Origin of the sequence: Bradyrhizobium sp. 33ap4 (genome assembly GCF_032654765.1) — a bacterium.
Lineage (GTDB): Bacteria > Pseudomonadota > Alphaproteobacteria > Rhizobiales > Xanthobacteraceae > Bradyrhizobium > Bradyrhizobium australafricanum.
The window spans coordinates 352,656-366,949 of the sequence record NZ_JAUMTJ010000001.1 but is presented as its reverse complement, the minus strand read 5'-3'; the positions used below and the strand labels follow the sequence as shown (position 1 = coordinate 366,949).

Genomic DNA, 14,294 nt, shown 5'->3' with positions numbered 1-14,294 from the left:
GCTAGTGTCCTTATCGAATCCGAAGTTCGCTCCGAAGGTGCGGCAAATGATGCGAACTTCGGATTCGGGACACTAGCTGTGAAGTTGCGCGTTGAGGCCGTCCCAATTTGGCGTACGCTTGGTTGCCTCAAGAGCGCCGCTCTGGGAATTCCGACGAAAAAGCAGGCCCTTCTGGCCCGAGAGTTCTTTGGCTTTCAGGACTCGGCCATCTTCCAAAAGGATGCGCGCGCCTGCCGTGACATAACAGCCCGCTTCGACGATACAATCGTCACCCAATGAAATGCCGATACCGGCGTTGGCTCCGATCAGGCAGCGCTCACCGACTGTAATCCTCTCTTTCCCTCCTCCGGACAGAGTGCCCATGATCGACGCTCCGCCACCAACGTCGCTGCCGCTTCCCACAACCACGCCGGCGCTGATCCGGCCTTCGACCATGCAGGGACCGAGCGTACCCGCGTTAAAATTGCAAAAGCCTTCATGCATGACGGTTGTGCCCGGGGCCAAGTGGGCGCCGAGCCTTACGCGATCCGCATCAGCAATTCTCACGTCCGCTGGCGTCACATAATCGGTCATGCGCGGAAACTTATCCACGCCTGTCACCTCGAATGCGAGGGCACGCTTTCGTGCCTCCATTCGCGCGTCCGGTACACGGGAGCACTCACAGGGACCGAGGGTCGTCCAGGCAACGTTAGGTAAGAGACCGAAAACACCCTCGAGGTTCAGACAATTCGGCTGGACGAGCCGGTGGCTCAGCAGATGGAGTCGAAGATACGCGTCGTGCACGTCCGTCGGCGCAGATGCAAGGGAGCCAATTTCTGTACGGATTGGAACGATGTCGACATTGCGAATGTCGTCGTGTCGCGCATATCCGTCCGCCGACTCGCCCAACGATCTGCTGACCTCGTCCTTCGTGAGAGGGACCGTTGCCGTCTTGTCGGCCTCCGCGACCAGGCGCAGCTGAAGAAACCAGGAATCCAGCACGCGCCCATCAGCGGCAATCGTCGCAAATCCCTCGCCTCTCGCGCCCCTCAGCTCCATCGTCATCTGAATTTCTCACACTGCGATCCTGCACGTCATGCATACGCGAGTTCTCGTGGAAATGGCAACTTCCGGGCTCTCAAACAGGTCCGCTTTGGGGCAAAGGGCAACATGGGTCCACGCCGCAGCGACGTCCGGCTCTTACGCTCTGAGCGGACGTCGATCGACGGTGCTTGCGGTGCTGTGTCGGGCGAGCGAGTAGCCGGCGGGCGGCTTTCCGCGCTTCGTCCCCGGACCGCTATTCCGCCGCGGTCCGGATATCGATCTTCTCGGCGCGGACCGCGCAGAACTTGAACTCCGGAATCTTGCCGAACGGGTCGAGCGCCGGGTTGGTCAACAGGTTGGCCGCCGCTTCCGCGTAGCAGAACGGCATGAAGACCATGTTCTCGGGCACGTCGCGGTCGGCACGCACCTTGACCTCGACCGCGCCGCGGCGCGTCTCGAGACGGATGAAGTCGCCGGGCGCGAGTCCCTTCTTGTGCATGTCCTTCGGGGTCATGAACGCGACCGCTTCGGGCTCGATCTGGTCCAGCACCTGGGCACGGCGCGTCATCGAGCCGGTGTGCCAATGTTCGAGCACGCGGCCGGTCGACAGCACCATCGGGTACTCGTCGTCGGGCAGTTCGTCCGGCGGGATCACCTTGGCCGGCACGATCCTGCCGCGGCCGCTTTCGGTCGGGAAGCCGGTGGTGAAGATGATCTCGTTGCCGGGCTTGTCGGGATCGTCGACCGGATAGGTCACCGCGCCCTCGCGCACCAGGCGGTCCCAGCTGATGTTCTTCAGTGACGGCATCAACTCGGCCATCTCGGTGAAGACCTCGCCCGGCCCCGCATAGTTCCAGGGCAGTCCCATCCGCTTACCGATCTCCTGGATGATCCAGAGATCCTGCCTTGCATCGCCCGGCGGCTTGATCACCTCGCGCGCCAGCTGCACGCGGCGGTCGGTATTGGTGAAGGAGCCGGACTTTTCGGCGAACGCCGAGGCCGGCAGGATGACGTCGGCGTGGAACGCGGTCTCTGTGACGAACAGATCCTGCACGACGAGATGATCGAGCTTGGCCAGCGCCTCGCGCGCGTGCTGCAGGTCGGGATCGGACATCGCGGGATTCTCGCCCTCGACATACATGCCGTGGATTTCGCCGGCGTGGATCGCATTCATGATCTCGACCACGGTCAGGCCGCGCACCGGATCGAGCTCCTGCCCCCAGAGTTTCTCGAAGGCGCCGCGCATGTCGTCGCGGCCGACCGGCTGGTAGTCCGGAAGGAACATCGGGATCAGGCCGGCGTCGGAGGCGCCCTGCACGTTGTTCTGCCCGCGCAGCGGATGCAGCCCGGTGCCGGGGCGGCCGACCTGGCCGGTGATCAGCGCGAGCGCGATCAGGCAGCGCGCATTGTCGGTGCCGTGGACGTGCTGGCTGATGCCCATGCCCCAGAAGATGATCGACGATTTGGCGCGGGCATAGGCGCGCGCGACCTCGCGCAGCGTCTCCGCCGGAATGCCGCAAATCTGGGACATGCGCTCCGGCGTGAACTCATGGATCTTCGCCTTCAGCTCGTCATAGCCCTCGGTATAGCCGGCGATGTACTGCTCGTCGGTCAGGCCTTCCGTGATGATCGTGTGGATCATCGCGTTCAGCATCGCGACGTCGCTGCCCGGTTTGAATTGCAGGTGCTGCGTGGCGTGGCGCGACAGCGTCTGCCGGCGCGGGTCCATCACATAGAGCTTGGCGCCGCGCTTGGCGGCGTTCTTGATGTAGGTGGCGGCGACCGGATGGTTCACGGTCGGATTGGCGCCGATCACCCAGATCACCTCGGCGTCGGCCGCGGCCGCGAACGGCGCCGACACCGCGCCTGAGCTCAATCCCTCGAACAGCGCCGCCACCGACGAGGCGTGACACAGCCGCGTGCAGTGATCGACATTGTTGGAGCCGAAGCCGGTGCGCACCAGCTTCTGGAACAGATAGGCTTCCTCGTTCGAGCCCTTGGCCGAGCCGAAGCCGGCCAGCGCCTTGGCGCCCTTCTCGTCGCGGATCTTGCGCAGGCCCGCGGCGGCCAGATCGAGCGCCTCATCCCAGGATGCCTCGCGGAAATGGGTGTAAGGATTGGCCGGATCGACCTGGTCGTTGGCATCCTTCTTGACGCCGGGCAGCCGCACCAGCGGCTTGGTCAGGCGATTGGGGTGATGGATGTAGTCGAAGCCGAAGCGGCCCTTGACGCAGAGCCGGTTACGATTGGCGGGACCATCACGGCCTTCCGCGTAGATCACCTTCTCGTCCTTGACCTGATAGGTGACCTGGCATCCGACGCCGCAATACGGGCACAGCGAATCCACTTTCTTGTCCGGATAGGTGACGCGGGTCTGCTTGTCGTCGAGCATGACCGCCGGCATCAGCGCGCCGGTCGGACAGGCCTGCACGCACTCGCCGCAGGCGACGCAGGTCGATTCGCCCATCGGATCGTCGAAGTCGAACACGATCTTGGCATCGTGGTTGCGGTAGGCCATGCCGATCACGTCGTTGACCTGCACCTCGCGGCACGCCCGCACGCAGAGGCCGCACTGGATGCAGGCGTCGAGATTGACGCTCATCGCCGGATGACTGGTGTCGGCATGCCAGCGTTCAGTGGCGGGAAAGCGGCTTTCGGTCACGCCGGTCTTCTCGGCCCAGTGCCAGAATTTCGAGTCCGGATCGTGCGAGGTGTCGCGCGCCGGCTGGTCCGCCACCAGCAGCTCCATCACCATCTTCTGCGCCGCGACGGCGCGCTGGCTGGCCGACTTCACCTTCATGCCGACCGTCGGCGTCCGCTTGCAGGACGCCGCCAGCACGCGCTCGCCTTCGATTTCGACCATGCAGGCGCGGCAGTTGCCGTCCGGCCTGTAGTCCGGCGCGGGCGAATAGCACAGATGCGGGATCTCGGTGCCCTGGCGTTTGGCGACCTGCCAGATCGTCTCGCCGGCGCGCGCCTCGACCTGCTGGCCGTCGAGCTCGAACTGAATCGTCAGGCCTGAGTTCTGATTGTTGCTCATTCAAATCCTCGTCGAAATTCGTCTGCTCGGCCTCGCCTACTCGGCGGCTTGCTGCGGACGAAAGCCGTCCGGAAAATATTTGATCACTGAGGTCAGCGGATTGGAGGCCGCCTGACCGAGGCCACAGATCGACGCATCGCGCATCGCCTGGCTCAATTGGTCGAGCAGTTCCTTGTTCCAGACCGGCTGCTGCATCAACAGTGCCGCCTTCTCGGTTCCGGCGCGGCACGGCGTGCACTGCCCGCAGCTCTCGTCCTCGAAGAACTTCATCAGGTTCAGCGCGGCGTCCCTGACGTCATCGGCCTGCGAAAGCACGACCACGGCGGCGGAGCCGATGAAGCAGCCATATTTCTCCAGCGTGCCGAAATCGAGCGGGATGTCGTCCATCGACGCCGGCAGGATGCCGCCGGATGCACCGCCCGGCAGATAGGCCTGCAAGGTATGGCCATCGGCCATGCCGCCGCAGAACTCGTCGATCAACTCGCGCAGGGTGATGCCGGCGGGAGCGAGCTTGACGCCAGGATCCTTGACGCGTCCCGACACCGAGAAGCTGCGCAGGCCGTGGCGTTCGTTGCGGCCGTGGCTCTTCCACCAATCGGCGCCCTTCTCGACGATGTCGCGCACCCACCACAACGTCTCGATGTTGTTGATCAGCGTCGGCAGGCCGAACAGCCCGACCTGGAACGGATATGGTGGCTTGTGCCGCGGCAGGCCGCGCTTGCCCTCGATCGATTCCAGCAGCGAGGATTCCTCGCCGCAGATATAGGCGCCGGCGCCGCGCCGCAGATGCAGCGTCGGACCACCCGGTGGGAGCTTCGCGATCTCGCGCGCGAGGATGTCGCGGCAGGCCGGGTACTCGTCGCGGATATAGATGTAGACTTCCGGCGCCTCCACCACGTGGGCGCCGATCAGCATGCCCTCGAGGAAACGATGCGGATCGGTCTCGAGATAATAGCGGTCCTTGAACGTGCCGGGCTCGCCCTCGTCGCCGTTCACCGCCATCGAGCGCGGACCGGGTTCGCCGAGCACCGCGCGCCACTTGCGGCCGGTCGGAAAACCGGCGCCGCCGAGGCCGCGCAGCGACGCATCGTCGAGCGCCTTCAGCAGGTCTTCGCGCGGCAGCTCGCCCGAGCGCAGGCGCGCCAGCAGCCGGTATCCGCCGCCCGCCACATAGGCGTCGTAGTCGACATATGGCGGAAGGTGCACATGGGTGTCGCCGCTCTTCGCCGCCGCCAGCACATTGGTGACGGTCGCATGATCGACGAAGTTGTGGCCGACCTCGGCAGCGGGCGCGGTGTCGCAGCGGCCGACGCACGGTGCGCGCACGACGCGGATGCCGGGGCCGGCGCGGTTCTGCAGATCCTTCAACAGCTGTTCGCCGCCGAGCATCGCGCAGGTCAGCGAATCGCAGACACGTACGGTGAGCGGCGCGATGTCAGCCTCGCCTTCCTTCACGATGTCGAAATGCGCGTAGAAGGTGGCGGTCTCGAACACTTCGGCGAACGACAGCTTCATCTCGTCGGCGAGCGCGGCAAGATGCGCCGCCGAGATCTGATGGTATTTGTCCTGGATCAGATGCAGATACTCGATCAGGAGGTCGCGCCGCCTCGGACGATCGCCGAGCAGCGTCTCGATCTCATGGGCGGCCACGGGGTCGACCTGGCGTCCCTTGGGCGTGGCCTTCGCTCGCTTCCTGCCCTGTCCGGGATGCTCGAACGCACGAACCTTGTGAACGTCGTCTCGACTCATGAAGCCTCGCCTTGGGAACCACGCTTTGCGCGAATTGCACTGCTTCGACGAACTCTATTCTCTGGTATGCCAGAGGCAAGCAGTTTTAGAACGTCTCTAGCAGCGTCGGGTTGCCGCGTAGGCCATTGTTTATGTTTGCCTATCGGGCGATCTGATTTTGCTATCGCGCACCCGTCGCGCTGCGCGGTCCCGACCGCGTTTCAGCTCTCACAGCAGGTCGGCGTAGCCGAGAAAGCCGACGGCATCGCCAGGTTCAACCCGCACCACCGACTCGCCGAGTTCGACCAGTCCATCGGTCTCGATCAGCGACGACAGCAGACCGGCTCCCTCGCGAGGAAACTTGTTCGCTTCCAGCGTACCGTCCGTCGCCCGTCGCAGCGAGACGCGGACATATTCGCGCCGCCCACTCTTCTTCTTGTAGCTGAAGGCCGCCCGCACCGGCATCGACAGCAAGGGGGACGGCACAGCGCCCGATAGCGCCAGCACGGTCGGCCGCACGACATGAACGAAGGTGACGAAGCTCGCCACCGGATTGCCGGGCAGGCCGATCAGCGGGGTGCCGTCGATGATTCCCATCGCCACCGGGCGGCCGGGCTTGATCGCCATCCGCCACAGCACCAGCGAGCCGGCCTGTTCGATACCGGCCCTGACGTGGTCCTCTTCGCCGGTCGAGACCCCGCCGGTGGTCAGGATCAGGTCGTAGCGCCGCGCGACCTGCTTGAGCGCCGCGGCGAGCTCGGCCCGCTCGTCGCGCAGGATGCCGAGATCGCCGACCTCGCAACCGAGCCGCCGCAGCATCGCCATCAGCATGAAACGGTTGGAATCGAACAGTTGCGCTTCGGCGCGCGCGCTGCCGGGCGCGGCTAGTTCGTCGCCGGTCGAGAACACCCCGACGCGAAGCCGACGCACCACATCGAGCGTGGTGAGCCCAAAGGCCGCAGCGACCGCGATATCCTGCGGGCGCAGCCGCCGGCCCGCCGCCAGCGCGACGTGGCCGCGCGGAATGTCTTCGCCGCTGGGGCGCACATTGGCGCCGACCTTGAGGCCGGACGGCAGGATCACACGCCCGGAATCGTCGATCCGCACGTCTTCCTGCATGAACACGGTGTCGGTGCCATCGGGCATCGGCGCGCCGGTGAAGATCCGCACCGCTTGGCCCGCCTGCGCCGGCTGCGCCGACGCGCCCGCCTGCACCCGTCCGGCAACGGGAAACGCGCGCTCGCCGCTCGCCGGCAGGTCCGCGCCGGATACCGCGTAGCCGTCGACGGCGGAATTCTTGAACGGCGGCAGCGCAAGCGGCGCAACAATGTCGCCGGCCAGGATGCGTCCGTCCGCATCCACCAGGGCAACGGCTTCGGTCTCGCCGACAGGCTTGACCCGCGCGGCGATGATCGCGACGGCCTCATCGACCGACATCATCGGTCCGCCGAATGCGAAGCAGTCGTCCGAAAGCTGCGCCATGATCTCCCTCAGTCCTCGCCATCGACAAGATTTGTTCGACCCGGATCGCGAACTGCGGCGTTATCCTTAAAGCCGGACCGATCGATGGCAGTTCCCGCGACGCGGCGGAGAGTCGCCAGTCAGTCTCCGAACGTGCTTATATCCCTAGCTGCGTTGCCATGTGAACCCATCTGGACGTCAAGCAGTGCCCGAGAAAACCACCGCTCCCATCATTGTTCCTGATCCGGACGATCCGCGCCTGACGGAGCGCGTGGTCGGCGTCGATCAGACCGGCACGCGGACCGAGATCAAGGTGCCGGTCGAGCGGCCGCTGACGCTGTACCTCAACGCGCAGGAGATCGTCACGATGATGACGATCAACGACTACCCCGAATACCTCGCGCTCGGCTACCTGCTGAACCAGAACATGCTCAAATATGACGACGTCGTCACCGAGGTCGAATATGACGACGATCTCGAGGTCGTCGTGGTGCGTACCGCGCACCACACCAATTTCGAGGCCAAGCTGAAGAAGCGCACCCAGACCTCGGGCTGCGCCCAGGGCACGGCGTTCGGCGACCTGCTCGAAGCCGTCGAGAAGGTCGCGCTGCCGAAGGCCGAACTGCGAACCTCCTGGCTCTACCGGATGACGCACACCATCAACACGATGCCCTCGCTCTATCTGGAAGCCGGCGCCATTCACGGCTGCGTGCTGTGCAAGGAGGCGACGCCGGTGTGCTACACCGAGGATGTCGGCCGGCATAATGCCGTCGACAAGATCGCGGGCTGGATCTACCGGCACAATGTCGATCCGGCCGACAAGATTCTCTACACCACCGGCCGGCTGACCTCGGAGATGGTGATCAAGACGGTGCGGATGGGGATCCCGATCCTGGTCTCGCGCTCCGGATTCACGGCGTGGGGCGTCGATCTGGCGCGGCAGGTCGGATTGACGCTGGTCGGTCGCGCCCGCGGCAAGCGCTTCATCGCGCTGTCCGGTGAGGAGCGGATCGTCTACGACCAGAACCTCGACTATGTCGAAGAGGAATCGATGCGTCACAAGCGCAAGGGCGAGACCGACAATGACTGACATTCCGGGGACTAGCATCCCGGGCGTGCTGCTCGCCGGCGGCCTCGCGCGCCGGATGGGCGGCGGCGACAAGCCGATGCGCAAGATCGCGGGCCGCACCATTCTGCAACGGGTGATCGACCGTCTCGCTCCGCAATGCAGTGGGCTGATCATCAACGCCAATGGCGACCCGGCGCGCTTCGCCGCGTTCGGCCTTCCGGTCGTCGCCGACGATGTCGCCGACTATCCCGGTCCGCTCGCCGGCATCCTGGTCGCGCTCGACTGGACCGCCGCCAACCGGCCGGATGCGCAATGGGTGCTGAGCGCCGCGGGCGACTGTCCGTTTCTGCCGCGCGACCTCGTCACGCGCCTGGAGCAAGCGCGCGCGGCCGTGAATGCCGAGCTCGCGGTCGCTTCATCCGGCGGGCAGACGCATCCCGTCATCGGTCTCTGGAGCGTCCGCTTGCGGAACGAGTTGCGCAAGGCGCTGGTCGTCGAGGACGTGCGCAAGATCGACCGCTGGACCGCGCGTTATCCGCTCGCAACGGTCGAGTGGCCGACCGAGCCGCTCGATCCGTTCTTCAATGCCAACACCGTCGAGGACATCGCGGAAGCCGACCGCCTCGCCGCGCTCGACGGCGGATAGAGCATCGGTTCTGATTGAATCAGAACCGAAGCTCTAGATTCTTGTTTTGACGCGTTTTCTTCACGCGAACCGGCGTCCACTTCGCTCGAAAACGCTCTAACGTCCGCCGCCCCACTCAGCTCGGCCACGGCGTGTTGCGGATCCGGGTGCAGGCGTTCGGCCTGTGAAATGTGGGATCGCGCTCCGCGACGAAGTCGAAATTGACAGTGCCGAACGTGGTCTGCGGCTTCTTCAGGGCCGAGCAGGTCTGAACCTCGATGAACTCGTTCTTGAAATCGCCGCGGGGCAACGCGGCAAGGACGACGTCGCGCTGCTCGGCGGTATAATCATCGTATCCGACGCCGACGGCATCGACCAATACGCCTGCATTGGTGAGCGCGATTTCAGGCCGCATGTATTGCGGAATGCCGGGCGTGGTGTGCAAGGCGATCGCCTCCCACACCAGGTCCGCTTTGGGCTCGGCGATGCCGTGGCTCCTGAGAAATTTGCGCGCCGCATCGGCGCCGTCGACCTCAAACCGTTTGGTCTCGGTATGAAAATGTTCGACAAGGCCGAGATCATGAAACAGCGCGGCAACATAAAGCAGTTCAGCGTCGAACTTCAGACCTTGCCTGGCACCCTTGAGCGCGCCGAACACAAACACGCGGACCGAGTGATTGAACAACATCTCGGTCTCATATTGCCGCACCAACTCGGCGGCCTCCCGCGCGATCTTGCTGTCCGGGATTCGAATGCCGGAAATCGTGTCCGCCATCATCGCACTCCTGCCCTGTGTAGCGTCCCGGATGCATGCACTGGACGGCCAATGGCGTCACGATTCATGCGCGCCGGCACTCCGCTACAGTGAATCGTACCACTACCTAACCCGCGAAGCGGCAACCGGAAGGCCCCGGCTGCATGAAGATTCTGCAGGGAGATCGTGAGGCTGGTGCAATATCCGGCTCAGCGCACCTGCGCCACGCCTATCCGCGCCACGCTCCCCGCCTCCGCCGCCCGCAGATAGTCCAGCATCAGACGGCTGGTTGCTGACAGATGCGCGGTGTCGCGGACCACGATCTTCAGCTCGCGCCGTCCCCAATCGTCGCGCAGCGGGATCGCGCGAAGGCCCATGCCGGCGCCGACCACCTCGAAGGCGCGGTCGGGGATCAGCCCGAGCCCCATATTGGCCTGCACCATGCGGCAGACCGCATCGAAGCCGGGCACATTGATGCGCAGCCGCATCGCCTTGCCGGCTTGCGTCGCCGCATATTGCGAGCGCAGATAGATCGAGCTCGCGGTGTGCAAGCCGATATGGTCGAAATCGAGCGTCTCGGTGAACAGCAATGTCTCGCGGCCGGCCAGCCGATGGTCGGCGCGCATCACCACCACCAGATTGTCGTAGCGATAATGGAAGGCCTCGAGCGCGCGGCTGTCGGCCTCGGCCGAGCAGATGCCGATCTCGGCCGCGCCCTCCTCGATGCCGCGCACCACCTGCCCGCTCGGCCGCTCCTGCAGATCGACGCGGAGCAATTCATGCGCGGCGAAGAAGGCGGAGAGATCCTCGGGCAGGTATTGCACGATCGCCGAGAGATTGGCGAGCATGCGGACATGGCCGCGCACGCCTTGCGAATATTCCGACAGCTCGACCGCGATCTTCTCGACATTGAGCAGCGTCACCCGGGCGTGGTGCAGCAGCGCCTCGCCGGCCGGCGTCAGCGCCATGCCCTTGGCGAGCCGCTTGAACAGCGTAACGCCGAACGCCAGCTCGAAATCGTTCATCCGCTTCGACACCGCCGACGCCGCGATCCCCTCGCGCTGCGCGGCGCGGGTGAGGTTCTGTTCGTCGCAGACCGCGACGAACAGGCGAAGCGTTGTCAGGTCGACCCGGCGCGTCAGCGCGGTCTCCGCCGGCGTGGCGGCGCGCGGAAGGTCTGTCACGATGGAGGAGATCGGCATGGACGGCGTTCCCCGGGAAAGAACGCAGCGTAGCGCTGGAGATGGCGCGGAAGATTCCAAAGCAATGCGGGATGGAGCGGAATATTGGTAAATGATTCCAACGGTAACCGAAATGGTCTAATTTTATTCCAATCTGGCCAACTACCGCCGTCATTGCGAGGCGCGAAGCGACGAAGCAATCCATCTATCAGGAATCGGAGAAATGGATTGCTTCGCTACGCTCGCACTGACGGAGGACTCTCGCTCTAGATCTGCACGCCCAAACGAAAAACGCGGCGCCAGGGCGCCGCTTTTCAACCTGTCGGTCGACCGCGCTCGTCAGCCCGCAGCCTTGGCCGGGACGTCGCGCTGGCGCTTCATCACGATCTTGTTCAGCGCGCCGAGATAGGCCTTTGCGGAGGCGACCAGCGTGTCCGGATCGGCGGCGCGGGCCGTCATCGAGCGACCTTCATGGGCCAGACGCACCGAGACCTCGGCCTGCGCGTCGGTGCCTTCGGTCACCGCGTGCACCTGATAGAGCTCCAGCTTGGCCTCGTGCGGCACCAGGCGCTTGATGCAGTTGAAGACGGCATCGACCGGGCCATTGCCCTCGGCCTCCTCGATCTTGATCTGGCCGTCGACGTCGAGCTTCATGGTCGCGCGCTGCGGGCCATGGGTGCCGGCGATCACGGTCAGCGAGGTCAGCTTGATGCGGTCGTGGGCGGCCGCCATCTCCTGGTCGACCAGCGCCTCGATGTCCTCGTCGTAGATGTCCTTCTTGCGGTCGGCCAGCGCCTTCATCCGCGTAAAGGCATCCTCCAGCTGGTTGGCGCCGAGCTTGTAGCCCATCTCCTCCAGCTTGTGGATGAAGGCGTGACGGCCGGAATGCTTGCCGAGCACCAGCGAGGACTGCTTCAGGCCGACCATCTCGGGCCGCATGATCTCGTAGGTCGAGGCGTCCTTCAGCACGCCGTCCTGATGGATGCCGCTCTCATGCGCGAACGCATTACGGCCGACGATCGCCTTGTTGTACTGCACCGGGAACGAAGTGGCCGCGGACACCACCTTCGAGGCGCGGGTGAGCTGCGTGGTGTCGATCTTGTTCCAGAACGGAAACTTGTCGTTCCGCACATTGATCGCCATCACGATCTCTTCCAGCGCGGCATTGCCGGCGCGCTCGCCGATGCCGTTGACGGTGCACTCGACCTGCCGCGCGCCACCGACGACGCCGGCCAGCGAGTTCGCGACCGCCATGCCGAGGTCGTTGTGGCAATGCACCGAGAAGATCGCCTTGTCGGAGTTCGGCACGCGCTCGATCAGCGTGCGCATGAAGTGGGTGTATTCCTCCGGCACCGTGTAGCCGACGGTGTCGGGGATATTCACCGTGGTGGCGCCGGCCTTGATCACCGCTTCGACGATCCGGCACAGATAGTCCATCTCGCTGCGGGTGCCGTCCTCGGCCGACCATTCGACGTCGTCGATCTGGTTGCGGGCGCGCGCGACCATCGCGACCGAGGTCTCGATGACCTCCTCGGGGGTCTTGTTCAACTTCACCCGCATATGCAGCGGCGAGGTCGCGATCACGGTGTGGACGCGGCCGCGGCGGGCGAACTTCACGGCTTCGGCGCAGCGGTCAATGTCGGCCGGATGGGCACGGGACAGGCCCGCGATGACCGAGTTCTTGGAGCGGCGGGCGATCTCGCTGACCGCCTGGAAATCGCCTTCCGAGGTGATCGGGAAGCCGGCCTCGATGACGTCGACGCCCATGTCGTCCAGGAGTTCGGCGACCTCGAGCTTCTCCTCGAAGGTCATGGTGGCGCCGGGGCACTGCTCGCCGTCGCGCAAGGTGGTGTCGAAAATGATGACGCGGTCCTTCTCGGACTTGTTCGCGGTGGCCATGTCAGAAATTCCTTTAAGCTTTGCGCCCGTCATGTTGCTCCTTGAGCAATTACTTGGGCGATATCAGGGTTCGGTGATCTCGTACAAACCCCTGAGTGCCCAGGCGCAAACGCCCAGCCGGCCCTCAGGGGCAGGTAAGAAGAAGGCCGCCAATAAGCAGGGTGGGCGCTGCGGCAGGGATCGCGGCGGTAGCCTGGGCCACCTCCCCTGAAATCCCATCAATTTGGCCGCGAATCAGCATTGCCAGACCCTGTTGAGCGCCAAAATCCTCGGCCAAAACCATTGACGGTTGGTTGCCGGAACGCGCTGTGCGCCGTCGTTCTAGACGATTATGGCAAGCTGCCGCAATGGGTAAAGATGGTCAGGTGGATTGACCTATCGTCATCGCATGGCTGGGGCGCGATCGCCCTCACCTGACTTCCGCCCGGGGCTCAGCTCGTTGCACCGCGGGTATCATCGCCCATGCTCCTCGCCGGACCACAGCCACGTGCCGCAGCATCCAGGTGTGAAGCCAACCAGCGAGGATCACGGACACGATCGTGATCACCAGACCGCCGATCAGGTCCGCGACGTAGTGACCGCCGACGATCGGCGTTGCCAGGATCATGCCCAGATTGACGAGCGTCATCGGGATGCGCAGCCAGCGGATGTTCCAGCTTGCCCAGATCAGGATCAGGGCTGCCGCGCAATGGAAGCTAGGAAACGCGATCAGTCCCTTGCCCTGGAAATTGCGCAGGCTTCTGAGGCTTCCTTCGCGAATCCGGATCAGCTCATCGATCCAGCCGTCGGACGACAGCGGCAAATTCCGGAACGAGGATATCTCGGTATCGCTGAGATGCAGATGGGTCCACGCCGTGGTGGCCGGAACCAGGGCAAAAATCCCAATCGTCAGCAGCAGTGATATGATCGCCGCCAGGATGAATTTCTCAAGCGTCTTGACATCCTTCTTGATGGCCAGCGCCAGGATCACAACGTTGGGCAGATAAAAAATCGAGTTATAGAATTCGCTCACGAAGCGGACCATCGTGTCCGAGCCCGCGAAGAACCCCGCATAAGCTCTCCAATCATATCCGATCAGCTGATCAGCACGCAGCAATTGGTCGTCGATCAGGGGACGGCCGACTGTCGCGGCGGCATAGGTCAACATCGTCGCGGCGATCGCAACCACCAGATTCTGCGACCAGCAGTTTATGAACAATTGGACGAATTGGATTCGCAGTCCCTTTGTCACGAGGTAGGCGCTGAGCAAGATCGCTGCCATCCCGCCATAGCCGGCCCAATTGACATCGACGTGCCGGAATCCGGACCAATGGAAGGCAGCAAAGCAACCAGCCAGGAACAGCAGGACAGGCGCCCATAGCACGCCCCTCAGTGCGTCATCGTTCGGGTTGTGACTGCCTGTCGCTAAATCTGTGGTTGCCATACCCCCATGTTGCGTCAATTCATTAAGATTGCCTTGCGAGCGGCCGGTACGCGCTGGGAATATCCGCATGCGACAAACATGGGACGCGGCG

10 protein-coding genes are annotated in these 14,294 nt (G+C 64.1%); 2 read left to right on the top strand and 8 right to left on the bottom strand.

From position 1 onward, the window contains the following. Nucleotides 1-72: 72 nt before the first annotated feature. The 4 genes from dapD to glp all read right to left on the bottom strand — a co-directional run bounded on the left by dapD (nt 73) and on the right by glp (nt 7,273). Complete coding sequence (gene dapD / locus Q2M23_RS01645) at nt 73-1,044, bottom strand: 2,3,4,5-tetrahydropyridine-2,6-dicarboxylate N-succinyltransferase (protein ID WP_316393856.1); 972 nt, start codon at nt 1,042-1,044, stop codon at nt 73-75. 232 nt (nt 1,045-1,276) lie between these two features. Continuing rightward, a complete protein-coding gene (fdhF, locus tag Q2M23_RS01640) occupies nt 1,277-4,063 on the bottom strand; it encodes a formate dehydrogenase subunit alpha (RefSeq protein ID WP_375162588.1) in 2,787 nt (928 codons plus the stop codon). 36 nt (nt 4,064-4,099) lie between these two features. Further along, nucleotides 4,100-5,812, bottom strand: coding sequence for an NADH-ubiquinone oxidoreductase-F iron-sulfur binding region domain-containing protein (locus Q2M23_RS01635; RefSeq protein WP_316393855.1), 1,713 nt, complete (start codon nt 5,810-5,812; stop codon nt 4,100-4,102). 207 nt (nt 5,813-6,019) lie between these two features. Then, nucleotides 6,020-7,273: a gephyrin-like molybdotransferase Glp gene (glp, locus tag Q2M23_RS01630; RefSeq protein WP_253589663.1), complete on the bottom strand. Its 1,254-nt coding sequence runs from the start codon at nt 7,271-7,273 to the stop codon at nt 6,020-6,022. Nucleotides 7,274-7,457: 184 nt separating this feature from the next. Here glp and Q2M23_RS01625 point away from each other — a divergent pair, with 184 nt between their 5' ends. Together Q2M23_RS01625 and mobA are read left to right on the top strand one after the other, a co-directional pair. Further along, a complete protein-coding gene (locus Q2M23_RS01625) occupies nt 7,458-8,342 on the top strand; it encodes a formate dehydrogenase accessory sulfurtransferase FdhD (RefSeq protein WP_283069765.1) in 885 nt (294 codons plus the stop codon). After that, nucleotides 8,335-8,967, top strand: a complete 633-nt coding sequence (gene mobA, locus Q2M23_RS01620; RefSeq protein WP_253589662.1) for a molybdenum cofactor guanylyltransferase MobA — start codon at nt 8,335-8,337, stop codon at nt 8,965-8,967. Before Q2M23_RS01625 ends, mobA begins: the two co-directional genes overlap by 8 nt. 115 nt (nt 8,968-9,082) lie before the next feature. Here mobA and Q2M23_RS01615 read toward each other — a convergent pair whose 3' ends face one another. The 4 genes from Q2M23_RS01615 to Q2M23_RS01600 form a co-directional block, all read right to left on the bottom strand. Next, nucleotides 9,083-9,721, bottom strand: a complete 639-nt coding sequence (locus Q2M23_RS01615; protein WP_316393851.1) for an HD domain-containing protein — start codon at nt 9,719-9,721, stop codon at nt 9,083-9,085. A 188-nt stretch (nt 9,722-9,909) separates the two neighbouring features. Next, nucleotides 9,910-10,902, bottom strand: a complete 993-nt coding sequence (locus Q2M23_RS01610; protein ID WP_092090324.1) for a LysR substrate-binding domain-containing protein — start codon at nt 10,900-10,902, stop codon at nt 9,910-9,912. A gap of 318 nt (nt 10,903-11,220) precedes the next feature. After that, nucleotides 11,221-12,780, bottom strand: a complete 1,560-nt coding sequence (locus tag Q2M23_RS01605) for a 2-isopropylmalate synthase (protein ID WP_038383406.1) — start codon at nt 12,778-12,780, stop codon at nt 11,221-11,223. 409 nt (nt 12,781-13,189) lie between these two features. Further along, nucleotides 13,190-14,272 carry a phosphatase PAP2 family protein gene (locus Q2M23_RS01600; RefSeq protein WP_316393849.1) on the bottom strand — a complete coding sequence of 361 codons (1,083 nt, stop codon included), beginning with the start codon at nt 14,270-14,272 and terminating at the stop codon, nt 13,190-13,192. Nucleotides 14,273-14,294 lie beyond the last annotated feature (22 nt).